Source organism: Micromonospora sp. WMMD1128, assembly GCF_027497235.1.
Taxonomy (GTDB): Bacteria; Actinomycetota; Actinomycetes; order Mycobacteriales; family Micromonosporaceae; genus Micromonospora.
Genome location: NZ_CP114902.1, coordinates 5,622,534 through 5,644,941, shown reverse-complemented (window position 1 = coordinate 5,644,941; position 22,408 = coordinate 5,622,534). Strand labels below are relative to the sequence as shown.

Below are 22,408 nucleotides of genomic sequence, written 5' to 3'. Positions count from 1 at the left end.
CTGTCCCTCAGTCGGCCATTTCTGACTGTCCGTCCGCCGGTCGGCGGGAACGAGAACGCCGCCGGCCGGCCCCGTGGTGGGACCGGTCGGCGGCGGAAGTCGCGCTCAGTGCTTGTGCTCGGCCAGCTTCTTGCGGACGTCCTCCATGTCCAGCTGCTCGACCTGCTCGATGAGGTTCTCCAGCGCCGACTCGGGCAGGGCGCCCGGCTGGGCGTACACGATCACGCCGTCGCGGATCGCCATCACGGTCGGGATGGAGCTGATGTTGAACTTGGCCCCCAGCTCCTGCTGAGCCTCGGTGTCGACCTTGCCGAAGACGATCTCCGGGTGCTTCTCCGAGGAGCGCTCGTACACGGGGGCGAAGCGCTTGCACGGACCGCACCAGTCCGCCCAGAAGTCGAGCAGGACGATGCCGTCGCGCCCGGTCACCTCGTCGAAGTTGGCCGTGGTCAGCTCAACCGTTGCCATTGCGTCTCTCCGATCACCGCGGATTGCCGTACGTCCGGTGGAACCAAGGTCGATCCACTGGAATTCCCGTGACCTGCGCGACGAAACGCCAGGTGGGCCCGGGGGATCCCCAACGCATCGAAGTTTATCTGTTCACACCGGCCGTGCGGTACGCAAGTGCAGGACGCATTTGCGTGACGGGACGTGATGGGAGCGTTTCCAGGGAGATCACGCTCAGTTCCGGCCATGAAGCGGTAACTTGGGGCCTGACGAGGGGGTATCCGGCCTGCGGAGATCGCTTACCCGGGGGTCATCGGTAACAGTGAGTATTGTTACGAAAAGATAAATGTGACGCCGGTCTCTGTTGGCATCGCCCCCCGTACGGCAGAATCTTTCACATCAGAGCGTGGGCGGCGGGTGCCGGGGAGGGCCCCGCCGCTCATTGCGTCTCCCCCCAGGTGGCGCCCGGTGTGACAAATCCGCCGCGCGAGCGCCCCGGCCTCCGCCTTAACCAGCGGTAAGGCATGCTGTGCCGAACTCATCGCCGCCCGTCGAAGGGACCAGGATGCAGTTCGGCCGCTACTACGAGGAGTTCGAGGTCGGCGCGGTCTACCGGCACTGGCCGGGCAAGACCGTCACCGAGTACGACGACCACCTCTTCTGCCTGCTCACCATGAACCACCACCCGCTCCACCTGGACGCCCACTACGCGGAGTCCGCCTCCCAGTTCAAGCGCAACGTGGTGGTCGGCAACTACATCTACTCGCTGCTGCTGGGCATGTCGGTCCCCGACGTCAGCGGTAAGGCGATCGCCAACCTGGAGATCGAGTCGCTGCGGCACGTCGCCCCGACCTTCCACGGCGACACGATCTACGGCGAGACCACGGTGCTCGACAAGCGGGAGTCGTCCTCCAAGCCCGACCGTGGCGTGGTCGCGGTCGAGACCCGGGGCTACAACCAGGACGGCACGCTGGTCTGCGTCTTCCGCCGCAAGGTCATGGTCCCCAAACGGGAGTACGCGGTGGCGGCCGTCCCCGACGGCGTCGACCCCGAGCGCCCGAGCTTCCCCGAGCCGCGCTGACCCGGGCCGCGACGCCCCGTTCCCGTTCTGCGGGGACGGGGCTGCCGGACCCCTCCCGGGGCTTATGCTCGGGCTGGAGGTTCCCATGAGCCACTCCGTCGCCGGCGAGCCGTCCGCTGCCGGTCGCCGCGCCGCGCCGCTCACCTCCGCCGCCTACTCCGCGGCGGAGTGGGACCTGCTGACCGACCTGCCGGGCCGGGTCCTCGTCGCAGCCGCCTCGCCCGGCCCGGGGCGTCCGCCGCGGGGGGTCGCCGCCGGGCTGACCGGGCTGGACGCGGTGGCCGCCGGCCGGGCCTTCGACAGCGACCTGATCCGTGCCGTGGTCACCGCCATCTACGCCCGCCACGACGGCGCCGCCGACCGGGTCGAGCGCCTCACCGACATGGTGGACCTGCTCGCCGCCGCCCGGGCCGCGGTGCGGGTGCTGCGCCGTCGGGCCGATCCGGCCGACTCCGCCGCGTACCGGCAGTGGGTGGAATCGGTGGCCGCCCGGGTCTGCCGGGCCGGCGAGACCCCGGTGAGCCCCGCCGACCGACGCTTCCTGGACCGGCTGGGTGGCGCGCTCGACCTGCGCTGAGGAGCGTCCGCCGCCGGCCCGTACCCTCTGCAGACCGTGACCGACGACCAGTTCGACGTGGGTGTGGGGCCGTGGCCCGGTGACCCGCCGGACGACCCGCGCCTCGACCCGGAGCTGCTCGCCGCCGGCGACCGGCGCAACGTGGTGGACCGCTACCGCTACTGGCGGCGCGAGGCCGTGGTGGCCGACCTCGACCGGCGCCGGCACGACTTCCACGTGGCGATCGAGAACTGGCAGCACGACTTCAACATCGGCACCGTGGTACGCAACGCGAACGCGTTCCTCGCCGCCGAGGTGCACATCGTCGGCCGGCGGCGGTGGAACCGCCGGGGCGCCATGGTGACCGACCGCTACCAGCACGTGCGGCACCATCCGACGATCGAGGAGTTCGTCGCCTGGGCGACGGGGGAGCGGCTGCCGGTGGTCGGGATCGACAACCTGCCCGGCTCCCGGCCGTTGGAGACGGGCGTGCTGCCCCGCCGCTGCGTGCTCCTCTTCGGCCAGGAGGGTCCGGGGCTCTCCCCGGTGGCCCGGGCGGCCTGCGACGCGCTCTTCTCGATCGCCCAGTACGGCTCGACCCGGTCCATCAACGCGGGCGTGGCCAGCGGCATCGCCATGCACGCGTGGGTCCGGTCGTACGCCGGCCCGCCCCCGGACTGAGGCTCCGCAGTTGTGCCCCGGGACGGAAATCCCACGATCGTCGGCCCGCCCCGCTTGACGCCCCGCCGTCCCGGGGCGACGGTGAGGGTGTGACTGTCGCGGTGAGTTGTCCGAGATGCGCGGGTCCGGTGCGCGAGCCGGACCTGATGCACGGCGAGCACCGGTGCCTGCGGTGCGGCCCGGTTCCGCCCCTGCACGTGCCGGAGCACATCGGCGCCGAGATCGTGGCCAGCGTGGTCGAACGGGTGGCCGCCGACGGCGCGCCGCCCGACCGGGTCGGCGTGCCGCTGTGGTGCCCGTGGCCGCTCCCGCCGGGTTGGACACTGACCGGCGTGGCCTGGGCCGGCGACGACCGGGCCGGGGTCCGCGCCACGGTGGTCGCCTGTGCCGGCCCGGCCCCGCTCGACGGTGGACCGGCCGACCTGATCTTCGTCGCCGAGGAGCCCGGTGTCGGCCTCGGTTCCCGCTTCGCGGGACTGCCCGGACCCGATCCCGGCCCCCAGGTCGAGGAGGCGCTGACCGATCCCGGCCCTGGTCATCCCGAGCGTCTGCCGCACGCGAAGATCCGTGTGGGCGGTCATCCCACTCCACTGTGGCTCGTGCGGTCCGAAACGGATCGAAGCGCGTACGCCGGTGAGGCTCGGGGAATGTGGCTCCATGCGATAGCCTGGCCGGCGAGCGCGGGTCACCTCCTCGCGGAAGAAGTCGTGCTGCACGACCTCACCGAGTGGACACCGCCCGAGCTCGTGTACGGCGCACCGTCCCCGTACCTGCACGGGCAGGCCTGACCGGCCGGCACCGGCGAGTCGGGGAGCGGACGCAGATATTCACGGTAAGACACCATGCTGATACTCTGGGTGCCGCTGCGGTAAACGGACCCGGCTCCGCGAGAGGATGGCCCGCTATGGTCAAGAAGGTCCTCACCTGGGCCGGCATCGCATTCTTGATCTTCTTCGTCGCCTACCGGCCAAACTCGGCAGCCGACGTGTTCAAGTCTCTCGGTGGCGGCATCATGGACATCGCGCAGGGCTTCGGCGACTTCTTCACCAACCTCGTCGCCTAGCCACCCATGGGAAGCCCTTCCGGTCCCCCCTTCGACCCGGACGATCCCGACCGGGCACGCCGGGAGCGCGACACCGAGCCGATCCCACGGATCGACCCGGACGACGGTCCCGGCTTCGGCTCCGGCTCCGGCTACGGGGCGGGCCCCTCCCTGTCGGGCGATGCCGCCTTCGGCGACGGTCCCGGCTATGCCGGCGAGGGCCGCTCCGGTCGCGCCTGGGCGCGCGACCCGGAGGGCTACCCGGAGCAGCCGATCTCCGAGGAGGAGCTGGCCGGTCTCCGGGTCGACGCCTCCGGCATGGCCCCGCGCCGCGTGCTGCCCTTGGAGGACGAGCCCAGCTCGCTCGTCGCGCGCTACCTCTTCCCCACCGAGCGCTACCGGGGCGAGTGGAAGCGGCACTGGATCCACCTCACCACCCCGATCATCGTCGGCATCGCGGCCACGTTCGTGCTCGGCTACCTCGCCGGCTTCCTCGCCGGGCGCGACGTCGGCGCGCTGACCACGGTCGCGGTGCTGCTCTGGTTCGCCGTCATGGGTTGGGTCGCGTGGCGCGTCGCCGACTGGTATTACGACAGGTTCATCCTGACCAACAAACGGGTGATGGTGGTCAACGGGATCATCACCCGCCGGGTCGCGATGATGCCGCTGGTCCGGGTCACCGACATGAAATACGAGCAGACCCCGACCGGTCGCGCCCTCAACTACGGCACGTTCGTGCTGGAGTCGGCCGGCCAGGAGCAGGCGCTGCGCGAGGTCAAGAACCTGCCCAACCCGAACGAGCTCTACCTGCGTGTGGTGGAGGAGATGTACGAGCCGCAGGCCGTCGAGGCGCGGTTGGGCAAGGAGGCCGACGAGGCCAAGGCCGACGACGGCGCCTGAAACTTTTCGGCCGAAAATCGGAGGGACTGCGCACCTTTCGCCGTCGACCTGGCCCACCCGGTCGTGGGAGCCTGCCAGGCAGGACGGGGGCGCGGAGGTGAGCGTGGCGAGCAGGGATCCGCTGGAGGAGGAGTTCCGCGAGTTCGTCGCGGCCCGCTCCGGCGCCCTGCTGCGCACCGCGTACCTGCTGGCCGGCGACTGGGCCACCGCCGAGGACCTGCTCCAGACCGCGCTGACCAAGACCTACCTGGCCTGGAAACGGCTCGGCGGGATCGACGCCATCGAGCCGTACGCCCGCCGGGTCCTGGTCAACACCTCGACCAGCTGGTGGCGCCGCCGGTGGCACGGCGAACGGCCGACCGAGGTGCTGCCGGAGCGGGCCGGCGTCGACGAGATCGAGCAACAGCTCGACCGGGACGCGCTCTGGCGGCACCTCCAGGCGCTGCCCGCCCGCCAGCGGGCGGTGCTGGTGCTCCGCTTCTACGAGGACATGTCGGAGGCGCAGACCGCCGCCCTGCTGGAGATCTCTCCGGGCACGGTCAAGAGTCAGACCTCCCGGGCGCTCAACACCCTGCGCCGCCGGCTCGGCTCCGAGGCCGCCCTGGGCCTGCCGGCCGACGCGACCGCCGAGGCGGGAGCGGCTTCCCCGGCGAAGTTCGACACCTCGGCGGTCCCCCGGGGCGCGGCCGGTCCGCAAGCCCGACCCGCGGCGACGCGGCGACCCGCCGAGTCGACCGCACCCGGCCTCCCGGCCGGGACCGCACGGCAACCCGACGCCCCGCCGACCCGCCCGGCCCCGTCACGGGCGACCCGCCCGGCCTCATCACCGGCGACCCGCCCGGCCTCGTCACCGGCGACCTCGGCCACGCCGACGGCGCCGGTCCGTTCCGCCGTTCCGATCCCGGTGGAGACCCGATGAGCGGCACCCGACCCGCCGGCGACAACCGAACGGGCAACCCGGAGCGTCCACTCGCCGTGGGCGAGGACGAACTGGAGCGGGCGCTGCGCGAGACGCTGTCCCGCCGCGTCGTCACAACCCGGCCGCTGCGCGCCGATCCGGCGGGGGACGTGCTGCGGCGGGCCCGCCGCGCCGGGCGCCGCCGGGCGCTCACCGGGCTGGCCCTGGCCGGCGTGGCCACGGTGCTCGTCACCACCGGGATGGCGCAGCTCGGCGGTTCGGGCGGGCGGGGCGACACGTCGACAGTGGTGCTCGGCGACCCGCACGGATCCTCCGCCTCCCCGCTCCCCACCGCGGCCACTCCGATGTCCGGCCCGGGGCCGGTCCGTGCCGAGCTCGACCTGCTCGTCGGCGACGTGCTCGACACCAGCGGCGGCGAACGGCGCGAGCTGACCGGCGTGGGCAACGTCGAACGGGCGCAGCGGGTCCACGACCGGGAGGGCTGGCTGCTCACCTCGGCGGCCACCGCTGCCGGCCGTACCCTCTGGTGGGTGCCGGCGGGTGGCGGCGCGCCGCAGGTCATGCTCGCCGCCGCGGATGCCGTCGCGGTCTCCCCAGACGGCCGGCAGGTGGCCTGGCGGGACGGCTCGGACCTGGTCGCCGCCGGGGTGGTCGCCGGCCAGCTCATCGCGCCCAGCCGGGTGGCCGCGCCGCCCGGCGTCGTGCCGATCGGTTTCACCGGCGACGACGTGCTGGTCGCCCGGCCCGGCCGGGGTGGCACGAGCGTGTGGCAGCGCGCGATGGGCGGGGTGCCGGGCGCCGCGAACCCGGACGTACGCGCCGTCTACGGCATGCGACCGGACGGGCGGGTGGTCGGCCTGGTCACCGACGGTTCGGCGGGGAAAACCTGCCTGGCCCTGCTCGACCCGGCGCGCGACCTCGCCCCGACCCGCACCGACTGCGGTCCGAAGCTGGCCGCCGACGGGCTCGGCGCGGTCTCGCCGGACGGTCGGTGGCTGCTGGCCAACGGCGCCGCCCGCACCGCCCTGCTTGTCGACCTGGCAGCCACCTCGACGGCCCACCCGGCCGGCCCGGCGCTGGCCGGCGCGGTCGCCTGGACCCGCGCCGGCACGGCGCTGCACGTGGACGCCGCCGGCGGACTGGTCCGGGTCGAGCCCGGGCGGGTGCTGGCCGGGCAGCGGCCGACCGCGTCGGCGCTCGACGGGGTGCCGCCCGGGCAGCGTCCGGTGGTGGTGGCCGACACCCCTGCCACGCCGGACGGGGCGTAGCGTCGCTCAGGTGAGCGTTCCCGCCCGCATCGACCTGCACACCCACTCCACCGCGAGCGACGGCACGCTCGACCCGGCCGAGCTGGTCCGGGCCGCCGCCGACGCCGGGCTCGACGTGGTGGCGGTCACCGACCACGACACGACGGCGGGCTGGGCCGCCGCCGTCGCCGCCCGCCCACCCGGTCTCACCCTGATCCGCGGCGCCGAGCTGTCCTGCCGCTGGTTCGGCGTCGAGCCGGCGATCCCGCTGCACCTGCTGGCGTACCTCTTCGACCCGGACGAGCCGGAACTGGTCGCGGAGCTGGCCCGGGTCCGGCGGGCCCGCGAGGAACGCGGCGAGCGGATCGTCCGGCTGCTCCAGGCCGACGGCATCCCGGTGAGCTGGTCGGAGATCCTGGCCGGGGCGGCCGGCGGGACGGTCGGTCGCCCGCACATCGCGCAGGCGCTGATCCGGGCCGGCCTGGTCGCCACCACCACCGAGGCGTTCGGGCCGGACTGGCTGGGGGAACGGTACCGGCTGCCCAAGGACGACATCGACGTGTTCCGCGCGGTCGCGCTGGTGCGGGCCGCCGGTGGCGTGCCGGTCTTCGCCCACCCGAGGGCCAGCCGACGCGGCCGGATCGTGCCCGACGAGTTGATCGTGGACCTGGCGGCGGCCGGACTGGCCGGTCTGGAGGCCGACCACGAGGACCACAGCCCGGCCGAACGGGAGCACGTCCGCCGGCTCGCCGCCGACCTGGGTCTGCTGGTCACCGGCTCGTCGGACTTCCACGGCACGCACAAGACCGTCTGTCTCGGCGCGCACACCACGGCCCCGGAGGCGTACGAGCGGATCGTCGCGCTGGGCCGCGGGGTGACCCCTGTCGCTTCAGGCTGAAGCGTGCCGGCGGCGCGGCTACCGTGTCCGCGTGGATCTCAAGCTCTTCGGCGAGGTCTTCGTGACCCTGCTGGTGATCGTCGACCCGCCCGGAATGATGCCCATCTTCCTCGCGCTCACCGGGCCGCTGCCCGCCCGCGACCGGAACCGGGCCGCCTGGCAGGCCGTGGCGCTGGCGCTCGGGGTCATCGTGATCTTCGCGGTGGCGGGGCAGACGATCCTGGCCTACCTGCACGTCGACCTGCCTGCGTTGCAGGCCGCCGGCGGCCTGCTGCTGGTGCTCGTCGCGCTGGAACTGCTGACCGGCAAGGCGGACGACCCGAGCCAGCAGGTCACCTCCAACATCGCGCTGGTGCCGCTGGGCACCCCGCTGCTGGCCGGACCGGGCGCCATCGTGGCCACCATGCTGTTCGTGCAGCAGGCCGGCGGCGTCACCGACTACGTGGCCATCGCGCTCGCCATCGTCGCCGTGATGGTCGCCGTCTGGGTGGTGCTGCGCTTCTCCGGCGGAATCGTCAAGGTGCTCCGTCCGGGCGGCATCGAGGTGCTGACCCGGATCGCCGGCCTGCTGCTGGCCGCCATCGCGGTGCAGCTCATCGCGGACGCGATCGCCGCGTTCGTGACCGAATACCTCAACGCCTGAGTCCGTCGCGCCGGATGTCGTAGCCGGGTGGCAGGATCTCAGGCGTGCGACGACCCTCACCGACCGGACGACCCACCGGCGGCCGTGCGCCCCGGCCCCGCGCCGAGCAGGCCGAGCAGCTCGGTTTCGAGGGCATGCCGGAACGGCTCTTCGTCTGCACACCCAGCAAGCTCGGCGCCTACGCCGACTGCCCCCGGCGCTACCGCTACGCCTACGTGGACCGCCCCGCCCCGCCGAAAGGGCCGCCGTGGGCGCACAACTCGCTCGGCGCCAGCGTCCACACCGCGCTGAAGAACTGGTATGCGCTGGCCCCCGACCGTCGCCGCCCCGAGGCGCTCGCCGGCCTGCTCAAGGGCACCTGGGTCCGCGAGGGCTACCGCGACGACGAGCAGGAGCGCGACGCCTTCCGGCGGGCGCTGGCCTGGCTGGAGTCCTACGTGGCGGGGCTCGACCCGGCCGACGAGCCGATCGGCGTGGAGCGGGTCGTCGCCGTGAAGACCGGCGTGCTGGCCTTCAACGGCCGCACCGACCGGATCGACTCCCGCCCCGGCCCGGACGGCCGACCCGAGCTGGTCATCGTCGACTACAAGACCGGCCGCACCGGGCTCGACGCCGACGACGCCCGCGGTTCGCAGGCGCTCGCGCTCTACGCGTACGCGGCGGAGCGGGTGTTCCGGCGGCCGTGCCGCCGGGTCGAGCTGCACCACCTGCCGAGCGGCACGGTCGCCGCGCACGAGCACACCCCGGAGTCGCTGCACCGGCAGCTCACCCGCGCGGAGGACACCGCCGGCGACATCATGGCCGCCGAGCGGGCGGTGGCCGGCGGCGCCGACCCCGACGAGGCGTTCCCCGCCGAGCCGGGGCCGCGCTGCGGCTGGTGCGACTACCGGCGCACCTGCCCGACCGGCGCGCAGACCCCCGGAAAGGACCCCTGGTCGGCGGTCGAACGCTTCGCCGACGCCGACTGAGGATTCCTCAGGCAGCCGCGAGCCGGGCCGCCCGCTCCTTGGCCACCTGTTGCAACGGCCCCTCCCGGTAGCGCCGCGGCACCGCCGCCAGGGCCAGCCGCAACGCCCGCACACCCACCTCGGCCGACAACGCCGTGGTGGGCAGCCCGAGCCCGCCGTAGAGCCGCAACGCCCACGGCGGCAGCAACCCCAACGCGGCGCCGGCGACCCCCAGGTACGCCCAGCGTGGCGGGCCCAGACTCAGGCCGAGTTTCACCGGCAGGCTGAGCTTCCACGGGATCGGCGGCGCGGTCAGGAACACCGCGGTCTCGGCCGCCTCGCGGGTCATCCGCAGTTCCGGACGCACGTCCCGGTAGTACGCCCCGACCTCGGCGGCGGTGCCCGGCACGTCGCCCGGGTCCAACCCGACCAGGGTGGCCGCCCGGCGCTGCTCGGTGTAGTAGCCGTCCACCTCGTCGTCGGTGAGCGTCAGCCCGGCCCGCCGCGCGGTGGTCACGAACGACTCGACCTCGGTGACGTGCACCCAGCGCAGCAGGTCCGGCTCGTCGACCCGGAACACCTCGCCGGTGAGCGGGTCGGTGGCACGCAACCGGGCGTGCAGCGCACGCAGCCGCCGCCCGGCCGCCTCCGCCTCGGCGGTGGTGCCGTAGATCGTCGTCGCCACGTAGCCCGCCGTCCGGACCAGCCGGCCCCAGGCGTCGGCCCGGTAGTTGCTGTTCTGCGCCACCCCCGCCATCGCGCGCGGATGCAACGCCTGCAGGTAGAGCGAGCGCAGGCCGGCGACGATCAGGATCGGTTCCTCGTGCACCTTCCACGTGACCGATCCCGGTCCGAACAGGCCGAGGTCTTCGGTGTCCACTGGTCAAGAGTGCCACGCCGGCCGTGCGTACCCGCACGGCTCGGGGCCGCCGGGATGAACCGTTGTGACGATTCGAGCGTGGGTGTCGATGTGCGAACGTGCCTCGGCGTACGCTGACCGCGCGAATCCGTCCACTCGCCGGAGGTGTCGGTGTTCAGGGAAGTCAACGGTCTCCCGGGCCACGTCCTGGTCATTCATGCGGTGGTGGTGCTGGTGCCGCTGTTGGCGCTGCTCACCGTCGCGTACGGGGCGTTTGCCCGCTGGCGGCACCGGCTGGACTGGGCGGTGGTGGCGCTCGCCGTGGTCACGCCGATCCTGGCCTGGGTGGCGACCGAGTCCGGCGAGGAGCTGGAGGAGGCGCTGGAGTCGCGGGGCTACCCGCCGGAAGGGCTGGCGAAGATCCACGAGCATTCCGAGTACGGTGAGACCCTGCTCTGGTTCACGCTCGGGCTCGCGGTCGTGGCGCTGCTGCTGGTGCTGAGCACCAAGGGTTTCGCCCGCCTCCAGAGCCTGCCCCGCTGGGTGCCCCTGGCGCTCACCGCCGTGGCGGCCGTCCTCGCCGTGTTCGCGATCATCTACGTCTACCTGACCGGTGACAGCGGGGCCAAGATGGTGTGGGACGGCATCGTCTGACTCACCGGCCTTTCGGCCGCCGGCCGGGCCGGCTTAGAACAGCAGCCGGGAGCACAGCAGGCACGTCAGCAGCACCAGTACCACGCCGACGACCGCGCCGATGCCGTAGGTGAGCTGCTGGGCACGTTGCTCCGAGCGGTCCATGGCGACCATGTCCTGCGCCGGGAGCTGCCGGGGCGGTGGCACCCGCACGTGCACCGGCGGTCGCCAGCCGGGTGGCGGCGGCGTGCTCGGCGGCGGCCCGGTGTACGCGCTGGCGTGTCCCGGCGGGGCGTGGTGTGCGGTCGGACCGGCGTGTCCCGGCGGCCCGGTGTACGCGCTGGCGTGTCCGGGCGGGGCGTGGTGTGCGGGCGGGCCGGGGTGTCCGGGAGGGCCTCCGGGTCCTGGGGTCCAGGGTGGGCCGGGGTTGCCCGGTGGACCGGGCCATTGGCCGGCGGTGGCGGTCCAGCCGCCGGCCGGGGTCGCCGCGTCCGGCCTGGCCCAGGGGCTCTCCATGGCTCCCTCGCGCGACCACGGACTGGCGGCCTCGCTCGTCGCGCCGGCCCCGTCGGGCGTGCCCGGATCGGGCACCTGCTGACCGGCCGCGCCGTCCGGATCGTGGTGCTCGCGGTGGTTGCCGTCGGCCGGGGGCGCGTCCGCGCCGATCGTCGTCTCCGGCGTGGGCGCGTCCTCCTGGGGCTGGCTCGTCGCGGCGGGCCGGCTGTCATCGGGCCGGTCCACGGCCGGTGCCCCGTCCGGCTGCTCGGGGCGTCGCCAGGTCTCGTCGTCGGGGTTGCCACCGCTCGGCGTCGTCACGCCGACCGACGCTACCAACGGCTCGCCCGGTCGGCTGCCCGACGCGGCGAGCGGCAATTCACCCACGGCATCACGTGCGCAGGCCCTGGCCGCCTGGCACGGCCCTCTCAGGGCACGGCCCTCTCATGGTGGGGCCCGCTACCGCTGTCGGACCGGGTGAGACGCCAGCCGGCGTCTCGAGTCGTGGACCGCGGCGGGTCGAGGCGGTCGGTCGGCGGCGGTATCGTTGCTCCCCGTGACCGACCCCGGCATCCGGGTCCCGCGCGACGACGACCGCGTGGTCGACCTCAGCGAAGACTTCGTCGTGCTGCCCGAGCAGACCACCGACGACACCGACCGCGGCTGGGGTGAGCGCCCCGGCGGCAACGACGACTGGCTGCTCGGCGAGCGCCCGCCGCACTGGGACTGAGGACGAGCGACCGCCGCGCCCTGGGGAGCGAGGACGGGCGCCCGCCGCACTGGGGAGCGAGATCGAGCGACCGCCGCACCGGGAGCGAGAACGAGCGACCGCCGCACCGGGAGCGAGAACGAGCGACCGCCGCACCGGGAGCGAGAACGAGCGACCGCCGGCCGCTGGCCGTCATCGACTCGGGGGAGAGAGCCGGCGTCAGCCGCGTACCACCACGGCGAAGCGACTGCCCTCAGGCAGGCCGACCGCGCGTCGGGCCTGCTCCGGTGGGAGCGCCAGATAGAGCGCCGAGGAGCCGTCGACCACCCCGTTGGCCCCCACCACATCGAGCACCAACGCGCGCGGTGCGAGCAGGGTGGGATCGCGCGATCCGCCGGCCGGCACGACCAGCAGGTCGACCCGGGCACCCGGGCGTAGCACCGCGAGGGCAGCCGGCTCGGCCAACCGGATCGGCACGCCGACCGCCCCGGCGGGCAGCGTCAGGGCTCCGTCCGGCCGTGGCTCGGCGGGCGTCGGGAGGGCGGCCGGAAGCGGCCTGGGCGGGCAGCCGGCCGGCGTCTGCAGCACTGCGGCGGCCAGCCCCAGCAGCACCGCGACAAGCGTCACCCGCAGCAGCGTGCGGCCCCGGGGGACGCGCCAGCGCACCGGCCGCAACGTCACCTCTGCATCCGCCACCGCTGCCTCCCCTCCGCCGGCTCCACCGTCGGCGACTCGCCATCCCGTCAGCAGGCTAGGCGCGCCCCGCCCCGCCGCGTCGCCCGTCGCCTCCCCCCTGTGGATAACCCCGTCGTCCTGTGGACAACGGCGCAGTCCAGGCACCCCCTCCCGCCCCAACTCGCCCGGCTCACCCCGACTCACCCAGGTCCACCCCGGTCCACCCCGAGCAGGGTGGACCGGTCGACAACGCCGTCGTCGAGGTAACCGTGCCGGAGCTGCCGTCACGCACTACGACGTTCCACTCATGGGCCGGCTGAGGCACGACTGGAGCGTTGTGGGTGTCTCCGGCCCTTTGACGCACCCGTGGCGTTCCACTCGTGGGCTGGGTGGGGCACGACTGGAACGTCATGGGTGTCTCCGGCGATCATGAAGTTAATTGCGACGAAAACGGACGAGTCGTGCCGCTAACTTCATGATCAGAGGAGGGGGTGGGGCGGGGTGAGAGCACGATAGTGGCCGGCCCCGAAGGGGTCGGCCACTGTCGGAAAGCGTGCGGTCAGGAGGAGCTGGACGCCGCCGGCGACTTGCTCGCCGAACCCGAGCCCGAACCCGAACCCGAGGACCCCGAACCCGACGACCCGGCCCCCGAGGACCCCGAACCCGAGGACCCCGAACCCGAGGACCCCGAACCCGAGGACCCCGAACCCGAGGACCCGGAGCCCGACGAGGAGTCGGACGAGGATGAGGATGAGGAGGAAGTCGAGGACTCCGACTTCCCCGCCTTGCCGCCGGCGCCGGCGCCGTTCTCGGATCCGGACGAACGGGAGTCCGTGCGATAGAAGCCGGAGCCCTTGAACACGATGCCTACCGAGTTGAAGAGCTTGCGCAGCCGCCCCTCACACGCCGGGCACTCGGTCAGTGGCGCGTCCGAGAAGGACTGCACCGCCTCGAGCTGGTGGCCGCACGCGGTGCAGGCGTACTGGTACGTGGGCACGTTCTCCTCCGGATCTGGCACGGCCGGTCTGGCACTCGTGGTCTTCGAGTGCCAATGGTGCGTCATGGCACCCGGATTCGTCCAGCGGAAGCGCCCGGTCCCACACCCGGCACCGCCGCCAGCCCGCCCCGGGGCGTGATCACGCAGTGCACCGGCCGGTCGTGCGGGCCGGCCGGAACCGTCGGGACCAGCTCGCCGTCGTGCAGGAGCGCCACCGTCGGTACGGTGGCGGGCACCCGGGCCAGCGCCCGGTCGTAGGAGCCGCCGCCCCGGCCCAGCCGGACGCCCCGGTGGTCCACCGCCAGCGCCGGCACCACCACCAGGTCCGCCCCGGCCACGGCGGCCCGGCCGCACGTCGGGCCGGTCGGCTCGCGCAGCCCTCGGCCGGCGGCGCGCAGCGACTCCGGGCCGGTGTAGGCGGCCCAGTCCAGGTCGAGGTCGTCCCGGAGCACCGGCAGCAGCAACTCGGCGTCGGCCGGCAGCGCGGCCCGGAGCATCTCGGGCAGGTCGGGCCCGCCGGGTTCCGAGGCGACCGGCACGTACGCCGTCATCCGGGTCGGGCGCATCCGGCGTACCAGGGAAATCAGCTCGGCCTGCACGGACGCCGCGGCTTCGGCCCGGCGCGTCGCGGACAGCGATCGGCGGGCGGCGAGCAGCGCGACGCGCAGCTCCCGTTTCGCCTCGTGCACCTCATCCGAAAAATCCGGCACGCAACACTCCTGACGCAACGCTTGCCTAGCGGTCGCTCTGTGTCAGCATCGCACCAAGGGGCGCGGTACTTCCGGGGGCAAGCTTGACGCTACGCGGGCGGTTGACGATGGCCTTCCTCGTGGTGGTCCTCGGCCCCGTCCTGCTCGGCGCGTTCTTCGTCGGCACCACACTGAGCGCGGTCGACCGTGGTCGCGCCACCGAGCGGCTGGGGCTGGCCGCGGCCGGCGTGCGTACCTCGGTCGACGCGCTCTGCCAGCAACTGCGCGCGGCGGCCGACGCGGTCGCTCTCGTCGCGGACCCGGCCGCCCGGTCGCGTGCCGCCGACCAGGTGGTCGGCCGCGGCCTGGCCGCCGCCGTCGTGATCGCCGACGCCACCGGCCGGAGAAGCTACGCCACCGCCGGCGGCCCGGCCGGCCCCTGGCAGGACTGCGCCGGCGTCCCGGCCGGCCCGGTGGGCGCGCTCGCCGTCCAGGTCCGGCTCCGCGACCCGGCCGGCGCCGACCTCGGCGCGGTCGCCGCCGCGCAGCCCGTCGACCGGGCCTTCGTGGCGCGGCTCGCGGCCGTGACCGGCGTCGAGGTCACCCTCCTCGACGACCCCGGGCGAGCCACGACCGAAAATCAGGGGGTACGCGCGGCGGTGCTGGCCGCCGCCCGCGAGGTCACCGGGGATCGGGTGGCCGGGACCGGCGACGGGCGGTACGTGCGCCGGGTCGGGCCGTCCTCGGGGCAGCCGCTGCCGCTCGTGCTCTCGGTGCGCGGCGACCGCCCGCCCGGCCTGTACGGCGCGCTGGTGGCCGCCGTCGCGCTGGCCGCGCTGCTGGCCGTGCTGGCGGCCGGGCGGCTGGCCCGGGTGACCACCCGACCGTTGATCGAGCTGGCCGGCGCGGTGGACCGGGTGGCGCACGGCGACCTGACCGCGCGGGTGCCGGTGCGCAGCCGGGACGAGATCGGCCGGCTGGCCGGCGCGTTCAACCGGATGACCCGGGAGACCGGCAGTTACGTGGCGGCGTTGACAAGCAGCCGGGACCAGCTCCGCAACCATCTGGTGGTGCTCGGCGACACGCTCGCGAGCACGCACGACCTGCAACGGATCCTGCGGGTGATCCTGGACAGCGCGCTCGCCGGCACCGGCGCCCGGGCCGGCGCGGTGTTGCTGCTCGACGGCCACGGGGTGCTCGTCGGCCAGTGCGTGGAGGGGCTGACCGGGCGCTGGCCGACCGACGACCCGGCCGACCCGGCGACGCTGCGGGTGCCGGTCGGCGCCGGCGTGGTCGGGGCGGTGGCCGCCACCGGGGAGCCGCTGCGTGGCCGGTGGGCGCCGCCGGACGCGCCGACCGGGGAGCCGTCCTGCGAGACGTACGTGGCGGTGCCGTTCGCCGCGCCCGGCGTGGCCGACCCGCGTGGGGCGGACCGTCCCGGCCATCCGCCGGCCGACAGCGACCCCACCGCCGGCCCGCCCAGCGCGGCGCTCGGCGTACTGGCCCTCTACGACCGGCTCGGCGGGCACGAGTTCGACGACGACGACCTGGTCACGCTGCGGACCTTCGCCGGCCACGCGGCGGTGGCGGTGGAGAACGTCCGGGTGCACGAGGAGGCACAACGGCTCTCCCTGACCGACCCGCTCACCGGGCTGTGGAACTACCGCTACCTGCGCGAGTCGATCCGGCGGGAGGTGGAGCGGGCGAACCGGTTCGGCCGGATGCTCAGCGTGCTCGCCCTCGACCTGGACCGGTTCAAGGAGGTCAACGACACGTGGGGGCACGCCGCCGGGGACGCCGTGCTCGTCGAGTTCGCCCGCCGGGTACGCGGCGTGATCCGCGAGGTGGACCTGGCGTTCCGGCACGGCGGCGAGGAGTTCGTGGTGCTGCTGCCGGAGACCGACGCGCGGGGCGCCACGATCGTCGCCGAGCGGATCGGCGCGGTGGTACGGGACCAGCCGGTGTCCGTCGACGGGCACGACGCCGAGCCGCTGCGGGTGCCGGTGACGGTGTCCATCGGCATCGCCGTCTATCCGGACCACGCCGGCGGCGGCCAGCAGGTGCTCGACGCGGCCGACGACGCGCTCTACGCGGCCAAGGCCGCCGGGCGGGACGGCCACCGGCTGGCGCCCGCCCCCGATCCGGTGCGCACGCAGGAGATTCCGGTGGCCGCCACCACGGTCAGCCCGCCCGACGGGCTGCCCCGGGCCGGCGCGGCGGAGCAGGCGGGCGCCGCGCCGGGCGGCGCGTCTTCCGGTCCTCAGCCGCCGCGGCAGAGCCGTGGCCGATAGTCTCGCGGCATGTCGGAGCACTCAGCGAACCCCTCAGCGACCCCTGGTCGCTCCCGCGCGGTCAAGGCCGTCATCCCGGCCGCCGGCCTGGCCACCCGGTTCCTGCCGGCCACCAAGGCGGTCCCCAAGGAGCTGCTGCCGGTCGTCGACCGGCCGGTCCTCCAGTACATCGTCGAGGAGGCCACCCAGGCCGGCATCACCGACGTGCTGCTGATCACCGGGCGGGGCAAGACCTCGATGGTCGACCACTTCGACCGGCGGCCCGACCTGGAGGAACGGCTCGCCAAGAAGCCCGATCTGCTGGCCGCGGTCAAACGCACCGAGGAACTGGCCGCGATCTACACCTGCCGCCAGCCGGAGCAGCTCGGCCTCGGCCACGCCGTCGGGTTCGCCGAGTCGCACGTCGGCGACGCGCCCTTCGCGGTGCTGCTCGGCGACGAGTTCGTCAAGCCGTCCGAGCCGCTGCTGCCGGCCATGCTGGAGCTGCAGGCCCGCACCGGCGGCGTGGTGCTCGCGTTCTTCGAGGTCGACCCGGCCGAGACCAGCCGCTACGGCATCGCTTCGGTCGAGCCGGCCGAGTCGGAGTACGCCGACATCGCCGAGGTCGTCAAGGTCACCGGCATGGTGGAGAAGCCCAGCCCGGAGGACGCGCCGAGCAACCTGGCCGTCCTCGGCCGGTACGTGCTCCCGGGGCGGATCTTCGACGCGATCCGGCGCACCCAGCCGGGCAGCGGCGGCGAGATCCAGCTCACCGACGCGATGGAGCTGCTGCGCACCGAGGGGGTGCCGGTGCACGCGATCGTCTACCGGGGCACCCGCTACGACACCGGCATGCCGCTCGGCTATCTCCAGACCGTGGTCCAGATCGCGTCCGAGCGGGAGGACCTGGGCGCCGAGTTCCGCAAGTGGCTTGCCGAGTTCGTCAACAACGGCGACGAGACCGTCACCGACGCGGTCCTGAACGGCCTGCGCGACGCGTCCGGCGGTGCCAATACATGACCGCGACGGCCGACGCCGAGGCGGCCGCGAACGAGTTGACGCCGCTCGCCGACTACCTGGGCAGCGTGCTGCGCAGGTTACGGGCGCTGCCTCCGCTCGACCTCGACCTGACCCAGGCGTACGGCAACGTGCTCGCCGAGGACGTGGTCGCCCCGCACTCGTTCCCCGCCTTCGACCAGGCGGCGGTGGACGGGTACGCCGCGCGCTGGGAGGACATCTCCGGAGGGAGCCGGGGGCCGGGATACGTCCCGGCCCCCTCCGGTATGCCCGGCGGGCGCAGCATCCGGCTCAACGTCGTCGGTGACCTGGGCGCGGCGAGCTGGCGACCGGTCCGGCTCACCCCCGGCGCCTGCTTCTCGGTGGCGGCGGGCGCGCCACTGCCGCTCGGCGCGGACGTGGTGGTCCCGGTGGAGTGGACCGACCAGGGCATGGCCGCGGTGGAGATCTTCCGCGCCCCCCGACGCGGGTACGGCCTGCGCCGAGCCGGCGAGGAACTGGTCGCCGGCACGCTGCTCGCGCGCGCCGGCGCGTACGTCTCGCCGGCTTTGGTCGCGGTGTTCGCGGCCACCGGCATCGGGCACGTGGTGGTGCGACCGAGCCCCCGGGTGGTGATCGTGGCCACCGGCGACGAACTCGTCGACGTGGGCCGGGGCAGCCAGCCCGGTCAGGTGGTGGACACCAACTCGCACGCGCTGACCGCCGCGGCGGCGGAGGCGGGCGCGCTCGCGTACCGGGTCGGGATCTGCGACGACGACCCGGAGGCGCTGCGCGGCCTGCTGGAGGACCAGACGCTGCGGGCCGACCTGATCATCACCACCGGCGGCACCGGCACCGGCCCGGGCGACATGGTCCGCCGGATCCTGTCCCGCCGCGACGGCGGCCGGGCCGGGCCGGTCACCTTCACCGAGGTGGCCCTCTATCCCGGAACCGCGCTCGGGTTCGGTACGGTCGGCGCCGAGGAGGTGCCGGTGGTGTGTCTTCCCGGTGAGCCCGGCGCGGCGCTGATCGGCTTCGAGGTGCTGGCCCGCCCGGCCATCCAACTGCTCGCCGGCGCCGAGCCCGTGTTCCGGCCCAGCGTCCGCGCGCACCTGCTGGAGACCGTGTCGTCGCCGGTGGGGCTGCGCGAGTTCCGCCCCGCGCACGTGGCCGAGCGGCGCGGCGGCGGCTACACGGTGCAGCCGCTGGCCGGCGGCCCGTACACGCTCTCCGGCCTGGCCGAGGCGAACGGCCTGCTGGTGCTCGGTGAGCGGGTCACCACGGCCGCGGCGGGCTCCACCGTGGATGTGCTGTTGTTGGACCGGCGCCGGTGAGCGCGAGGAGTGCAGCGAAGCGGAGCCCCGCAGTCGCGAACGGTTCGGTTCGGTGAGGTTTCGGCGGGCGCCGGGGTGGCCGGCGGTGCTTGTGGATGGTCCGGTGGTGCTGCGTCCCTACCGGCGTTCCGACGCGGTGGAGTGGTCGACGATCCGGCGCGCGAACCGGGACTGGCTCGCCCCGTGGGAGTCCCATGTGCCCGGCGGTTGGGACGAGACGAACTCGCCGGCCGCGTTCCGCCTGGTCCACGCCGACCAGCGGAAGTCCGCGCGGACCGGCGACGGGATGCCGTTCGCGGTCTGCCTGCGTTCCGACGGGCAGGAGCGGCTTGTCGGCCACGTCAACGTGGGCAGCATCGTGCGGCGGGCGTTCTGCTCCGGCTACGTGGGGTACTGGGTGGACTCGCGGGTGGCCGGTCAGGGTGTGATCCCGACCGCTGTCGCGCTCGCCGTGGACCACGCGTTCGGCCCCGGTGGGCTGCACCGGATCGAGGTGAACATCCGGCCGGAGAACGTCCCGTCCCGGCGCGTGGTGGAGAAGCTGGGCTTCCGCGAGGAGGCCTACCACGTGCGGTACATGCACATCGACGGCGCCTGGCGGGACCACATCGGATACGCGATGACCAGCGAGGAAGTGGCCGCCGAGGGCGGGCTGCTGGCCCGATGGCACCGCGTACGTGACAACCGGCGCTGAGCCGTTCGGCCCGTGACCGCCCGGCGCGGCGCACGGTGAACCCGGTCCGTGGCCCGTAACCTCAAGTAACTGCAAGCTGTGGCAAGCGCTGCCCGCCCGCATGATGTGCGCCGTTAACGAGCGGTGACGGAAGAAGTTGCGGCTGGGCGGCGTTCGCCCCGAACTTGGTGACGGGAGGGGTGAGGGTGCCGACGTCGGTGCTCCTCGCCGTCCTCGCCGCCGCCGGTCTGCTCGCCCTCGCTCCGGCGCTGGTCCGCCGGTACGACGCCACCGAGCGGCTGGTGGCGGAGCGGGCGCAGTCGACGGCGCGGGTGCTCCAACGCCAGCGTCGTCGCCGCACCGTGCCCGGACGGCGACCGCTGCACCCCCCGCGCTCCCTGATTGTCACCTTGAGTGAAAATTCGGACACGGGTGGTCTTGGCCGGCCGGTCTCCGCCCCGCCTGCCCGGCGGCGCTCCGGCCGGCTCCGGCCCGTTTCCGCGATCCCCGCACAGTCCCGCCGACGGCACCCGCCCCGGCGGCGGCACACCCCCGCGGTCTACCGCCGACGCCGGGTGCTCGCCGCGCTGCTGCTGCTCAACTTCGTCGAACTGGTCGGCGTGGTGCTCGTCGGCCCCGGGTTCTGGATCAGCGTCTCGGTCACCGGCACGCTGCTCGTCGCGTACGTCGTACACCTGCGGCAGCGGGCCCTGGCCGAGCGCCGGCGGCGGCGTGCGGACGCCCGCGAGTCCGCCTGGCTGGCCGCCCGCCAGGCTGAGGTGCGCCGCGAACAGGCCCGACGCGCGGCGGCCCGGCGGGAGGCGCAGCGCCGGCTGGCCGCCCAGCGGGAGGCGGTCCGGCGTACCGCGATGGGCCTGGACCGCCCGTCCGACCTGCCACCGGCCGCGAGCGGCGGCTCGGTGTCCTACCGCCGGGCCGGCGGCCTGCGCGGCCGTCCCTACCAGTCCGGCCGAGGCGCCTGACCCGCGTCGATCTTGGAGTTGTGGTGCCAGGGTTTGTCCCTTCGGTGGCTTGTCGGAGGTGCCACAATTCCAAGATCGATGGACTGGGTGGCGCGGGGCGGGGCGGTTCGCGTGGCGGGGGTGGGGCCTGTTAGCCTTGGTGCCGGCCCGCCCGGTGCAAGCCGGGTGGGACCGACGCTGGTTCGCCGGCGGAGGGGCTGTGGCGCAGACTGGTAGCGCACCTCGTTCGCATCGAGGGGGTCAGGGGTTCAAATCCCCTCAGCTCCACCCAGTGCAAAGGCCGTTTCCCGTGGTGGGAGACGGCCTTTTCCGATTGTGGGCAGCCGACACCGCCGCGAACCGCACCCGGACCGATGACTTTCCGGCCCGGCGACGGTCGACCGGGGCATGACCACAACCCAGACGCTCCAGCTGCCCGAGGTCGACCTCGTCTACGACGTCCACGCCCCGAGCGCGGCGGCCGGCGCACACCGGCCCCTGTTCATGATCGGCCAGCCGATGTGCGCCGACGGCTTCACCACGCTCGCCTCGTACTTCCCGGACCGGACCGTCATCACGTACGACCCGCGCGGGCTCGGACGCAGCGTGCGCCGGGACGGCCGCATGGACTCCGTACCGGAGGTGCAGGCCACCGACGTACGCGCCGTCGTCGACGCCCTCGACGCGGGCCCGGTCGACCTCTTCGCCAGCAGCGGCGGGGCGGTGACCGCGCTCGCGCTGGTGGCGGCCTACCCGGGCACGGTGGCCACGCTCGTGGCGCACGAGCCGCCGCTGGTGCCGCTGCTCCCCGACGCCGAGGCCGCCGCGCGGGCGAACGCCGCCTGCCAGGAGGCGTACCAGAAGCACGGCTGGGGCGCCGGCATGGCGGCGTTCATCGCCATGACGTCCTGGCGGGGCGAGTTCACCGACGACTACTTCGCCCAGCCCGCGCCGGACCCGGCCACATTCGGCATGCCGGTCGACGACGACGGCTCACGGGACGACCCGCTGCTGTCCGATCGGTCCGCCGCGGTCACCAGCTACCGGCCGGACGTCGACGCGCTCCGCGTGACGCGTACCCGGGTCGTCATCGCGGTGGGCGAGGAGTCGGCGGGCACCCTGACCGGACGTACCTCGGTGGCGACGGCCGAGCTGCTCGGTGGACTGCCGGCGGTCTTCCCGAGCCACCACGGCGGTTTCCTCGGGGAGGAGGGCGGCTACGCCGGGCAGCCGGAGGCGTTCGCCCGCCGGCTGCGGGAGATCCTCGACGGCGTCGCCTGACGGCTCAGGCGCGCCGCACGTCGGTGACCATCACCGGGTACGGGCCGGCCGGTGCCTTCGGGCCGGCCTGGTCCGCCGGGACCACGTTCTCCATCCGCAGCCGCAGCGTCGCCGGCTCGGTGCCGTCGAGGATGATCCGCCACCCCCACCCGCCGCCGTACTCGGCGGTGAGCGCGACCGTGTCGCCCGGGCCCGCGTCACCGGTGAGCGTCATCGGCCCCGGCTGCTGGTGCCACGAGTCGCCCCACCAGGCGACGAGCGAACCCGGCTGCGCGCCGACCGCGATCACCAGCAGCCCGTCCTGCGGGCCGTCGTCCGGATGCGCCCAGGAGTACGCCACGGTGGTCAGGTGCCCGCCAGCGGCGGTCGCGACGGTCAGCGTGGCCGGCGACTCGACGAACGGGTCGGCGGGCAGCATCCGGAAGCCGTTGGTGCCGGCCCAGGAACCGGTGACGTCAGCGAGGATCACCGGCC

Annotated in this window: 26 protein-coding genes, 1 tRNA gene and 1 pseudogene; 21 read left to right on the top strand and 7 right to left on the bottom strand. The window is 74.1% G+C overall.

Annotated elements, in window-relative coordinates; translation table 11 throughout:
* Nucleotides 1-105: 105 nt before the first annotated feature.
* A complete protein-coding gene (trxA, locus tag O7602_RS25235; RefSeq protein ID WP_281585091.1) occupies nt 106-468 on the bottom strand; it encodes a thioredoxin in 363 nt (120 codons plus the stop codon).
* A gap of 544 nt (nt 469-1,012) precedes the next feature.
* Here trxA and O7602_RS25230 point away from each other — a divergent pair.
* The 11 genes from O7602_RS25230 to O7602_RS25180 all read left to right on the top strand — a co-directional run bounded on the left by O7602_RS25230 (nt 1,013) and on the right by O7602_RS25180 (nt 9,382).
* A complete protein-coding gene (locus O7602_RS25230) occupies nt 1,013-1,528 on the top strand; it encodes a MaoC family dehydratase (protein WP_281585090.1) in 516 nt (171 codons plus the stop codon).
* Nucleotides 1,529-1,613: 85 nt separating this feature from the next.
* Entirely contained in the window at nt 1,614-2,105 is a 492-nt protein-coding gene (locus tag O7602_RS25225) for a hypothetical protein (RefSeq protein WP_281585089.1), read from the top strand.
* Nucleotides 2,106-2,141: 36 nt separating this feature from the next.
* Nucleotides 2,142-2,765 (top strand): RNA methyltransferase, encoded by a 624-nt coding sequence (locus O7602_RS25220; protein WP_281585088.1) that lies wholly within the window; start codon nt 2,142-2,144, stop codon nt 2,763-2,765.
* 128 nt (nt 2,766-2,893) lie between these two features.
* Complete coding sequence (locus O7602_RS25215; protein ID WP_348651298.1) at nt 2,894-3,553, top strand: DUF6758 family protein; 660 nt, start codon at nt 2,894-2,896, stop codon at nt 3,551-3,553.
* Nucleotides 3,554-3,669: 116 nt separating this feature from the next.
* Complete coding sequence (locus tag O7602_RS25210) at nt 3,670-3,828, top strand: hypothetical protein (RefSeq protein WP_013283898.1); 159 nt, start codon at nt 3,670-3,672, stop codon at nt 3,826-3,828.
* Nucleotides 3,829-3,834: 6 nt separating this feature from the next.
* Nucleotides 3,835-4,707: a PH domain-containing protein gene (locus O7602_RS25205; protein WP_281585087.1), complete on the top strand. Its 873-nt coding sequence runs from the start codon at nt 3,835-3,837 to the stop codon at nt 4,705-4,707.
* A gap of 103 nt (nt 4,708-4,810) precedes the next feature.
* Nucleotides 4,811-5,626: a SigE family RNA polymerase sigma factor gene (locus O7602_RS25200; protein WP_281585086.1), complete on the top strand. Its 816-nt coding sequence runs from the start codon at nt 4,811-4,813 to the stop codon at nt 5,624-5,626.
* Entirely contained in the window at nt 5,623-6,894 is a 1,272-nt protein-coding gene (locus O7602_RS25195; protein ID WP_281585085.1) for a hypothetical protein, read from the top strand. The genes O7602_RS25200 and O7602_RS25195 overlap by 4 nt, the downstream gene beginning before the upstream one ends.
* A 10-nt stretch (nt 6,895-6,904) precedes the next feature.
* Entirely contained in the window at nt 6,905-7,771 is an 867-nt protein-coding gene (locus O7602_RS25190) for a PHP domain-containing protein (protein WP_281585084.1), read from the top strand.
* Between the two features lie 31 nt (nt 7,772-7,802).
* Nucleotides 7,803-8,414 carry a MarC family protein gene (locus O7602_RS25185; RefSeq protein ID WP_281585083.1) on the top strand — a complete coding sequence of 204 codons (612 nt, stop codon included), beginning with the start codon at nt 7,803-7,805 and terminating at the stop codon, nt 8,412-8,414.
* A 134-nt stretch (nt 8,415-8,548) separates the two neighbouring features.
* The gene (locus O7602_RS25180; RefSeq protein ID WP_281590515.1) at nt 8,549-9,382 is read left to right on the top strand and encodes a PD-(D/E)XK nuclease family protein; all 834 of its coding nucleotides are present in this window, start codon (nt 8,549-8,551) and stop codon (nt 9,380-9,382) included.
* 7 nt (nt 9,383-9,389) lie between these two features.
* Here the strand turns inward: O7602_RS25180 and O7602_RS25175 are convergent, their stop codons facing one another.
* On the bottom strand, nt 9,390-10,241 hold the full coding sequence (locus tag O7602_RS25175; RefSeq protein WP_281585082.1) for an oxygenase MpaB family protein: 852 nt from the start codon (nt 10,239-10,241) through the stop codon (nt 9,390-9,392).
* A gap of 150 nt (nt 10,242-10,391) precedes the next feature.
* On the opposite strand from O7602_RS25175, the gene O7602_RS25170 reads away from it, so the two are divergent.
* A complete protein-coding gene (locus O7602_RS25170) occupies nt 10,392-10,874 on the top strand; it encodes a DUF2231 domain-containing protein (protein WP_281585081.1) in 483 nt (160 codons plus the stop codon).
* A 33-nt stretch (nt 10,875-10,907) separates the two neighbouring features.
* Here O7602_RS25170 and O7602_RS25165 read toward each other — a convergent pair whose 3' ends face one another.
* The gene (locus tag O7602_RS25165) at nt 10,908-11,669 is read right to left on the bottom strand and encodes a hypothetical protein (protein WP_281585080.1); all 762 of its coding nucleotides are present in this window, start codon (nt 11,667-11,669) and stop codon (nt 10,908-10,910) included.
* Nucleotides 11,670-11,904: 235 nt separating this feature from the next.
* Between O7602_RS25165 and O7602_RS25160 the strand changes: the two genes are divergently transcribed.
* A complete protein-coding gene (locus O7602_RS25160) occupies nt 11,905-12,078 on the top strand; it encodes a hypothetical protein (protein WP_281585079.1) in 174 nt (57 codons plus the stop codon).
* Between the two features lie 198 nt (nt 12,079-12,276).
* Here O7602_RS25160 and O7602_RS25155 read toward each other — a convergent pair whose 3' ends face one another.
* Nucleotides 12,277-12,753, bottom strand: coding sequence for a flagellar biosynthesis protein FlgA (locus tag O7602_RS25155; protein ID WP_281585078.1), 477 nt, complete (start codon nt 12,751-12,753; stop codon nt 12,277-12,279).
* Nucleotides 12,754-13,223: 470 nt separating this feature from the next.
* On the opposite strand from O7602_RS25155, the gene O7602_RS25150 reads away from it, so the two are divergent.
* A complete protein-coding gene (locus tag O7602_RS25150) occupies nt 13,224-13,574 on the top strand; it encodes a hypothetical protein (protein WP_281585077.1) in 351 nt (116 codons plus the stop codon).
* Between the two features lie 62 nt (nt 13,575-13,636).
* Here O7602_RS25150 and O7602_RS25145 read toward each other — a convergent pair.
* Together O7602_RS25145 and O7602_RS25140 are read right to left on the bottom strand one after the other, a co-directional pair.
* Nucleotides 13,637-13,795 (bottom strand): annotated as a pseudogene (locus tag O7602_RS25145) (zinc ribbon domain-containing protein); the annotation flags it as partial.
* Complete coding sequence (locus O7602_RS25140; protein ID WP_281585076.1) at nt 13,792-14,439, bottom strand: 5-formyltetrahydrofolate cyclo-ligase; 648 nt, start codon at nt 14,437-14,439, stop codon at nt 13,792-13,794. The gene O7602_RS25140 and the pseudogene O7602_RS25145, both read right to left, overlap by 4 nt.
* Nucleotides 14,440-14,522: 83 nt before the next feature.
* On the opposite strand from O7602_RS25140, the gene O7602_RS25135 reads away from it, so the two are divergent.
* The 7 genes from O7602_RS25135 (at nt 14,523) to O7602_RS25105 (ending at nt 21,934) form a co-directional block, all read left to right on the top strand.
* Nucleotides 14,523-16,709: a diguanylate cyclase gene (locus O7602_RS25135; protein ID WP_281585075.1), complete on the top strand. Its 2,187-nt coding sequence runs from the start codon at nt 14,523-14,525 to the stop codon at nt 16,707-16,709.
* Between the two features lie 9 nt (nt 16,710-16,718).
* On the top strand, nt 16,719-17,708 hold the full coding sequence (locus O7602_RS25130) for a UTP--glucose-1-phosphate uridylyltransferase (RefSeq protein WP_281585074.1): 990 nt from the start codon (nt 16,719-16,721) through the stop codon (nt 17,706-17,708).
* Nucleotides 17,705-19,018, top strand: a complete 1,314-nt coding sequence (glp, locus tag O7602_RS25125; protein WP_281585073.1) for a gephyrin-like molybdotransferase Glp — start codon at nt 17,705-17,707, stop codon at nt 19,016-19,018. The genes O7602_RS25130 and glp overlap by 4 nt, the downstream gene beginning before the upstream one ends.
* Nucleotides 19,019-19,103: 85 nt before the next feature.
* On the top strand, nt 19,104-19,712 hold the full coding sequence (locus O7602_RS25120; RefSeq protein ID WP_281585072.1) for a GNAT family protein: 609 nt from the start codon (nt 19,104-19,106) through the stop codon (nt 19,710-19,712).
* Nucleotides 19,713-19,891: 179 nt separating this feature from the next.
* Nucleotides 19,892-20,674 (top strand): hypothetical protein, encoded by a 783-nt coding sequence (locus O7602_RS25115; RefSeq protein WP_281585071.1) that lies wholly within the window; start codon nt 19,892-19,894, stop codon nt 20,672-20,674.
* Between the two features lie 193 nt (nt 20,675-20,867).
* A tRNA-Ala gene (locus O7602_RS25110) sits at nt 20,868-20,941 on the top strand.
* 120 nt (nt 20,942-21,061) lie between these two features.
* Nucleotides 21,062-21,934: an alpha/beta hydrolase gene (locus O7602_RS25105; RefSeq protein WP_281585070.1), complete on the top strand. Its 873-nt coding sequence runs from the start codon at nt 21,062-21,064 to the stop codon at nt 21,932-21,934.
* Nucleotides 21,935-21,938: 4 nt separating this feature from the next.
* Here O7602_RS25105 and O7602_RS25100 read toward each other — a convergent pair whose 3' ends face one another.
* Nucleotides 21,939-22,403: a hypothetical protein gene (locus tag O7602_RS25100; protein ID WP_281585069.1), complete on the bottom strand. Its 465-nt coding sequence runs from the start codon at nt 22,401-22,403 to the stop codon at nt 21,939-21,941.
* Nucleotides 22,404-22,408: the final 5 nt, after the last annotated feature.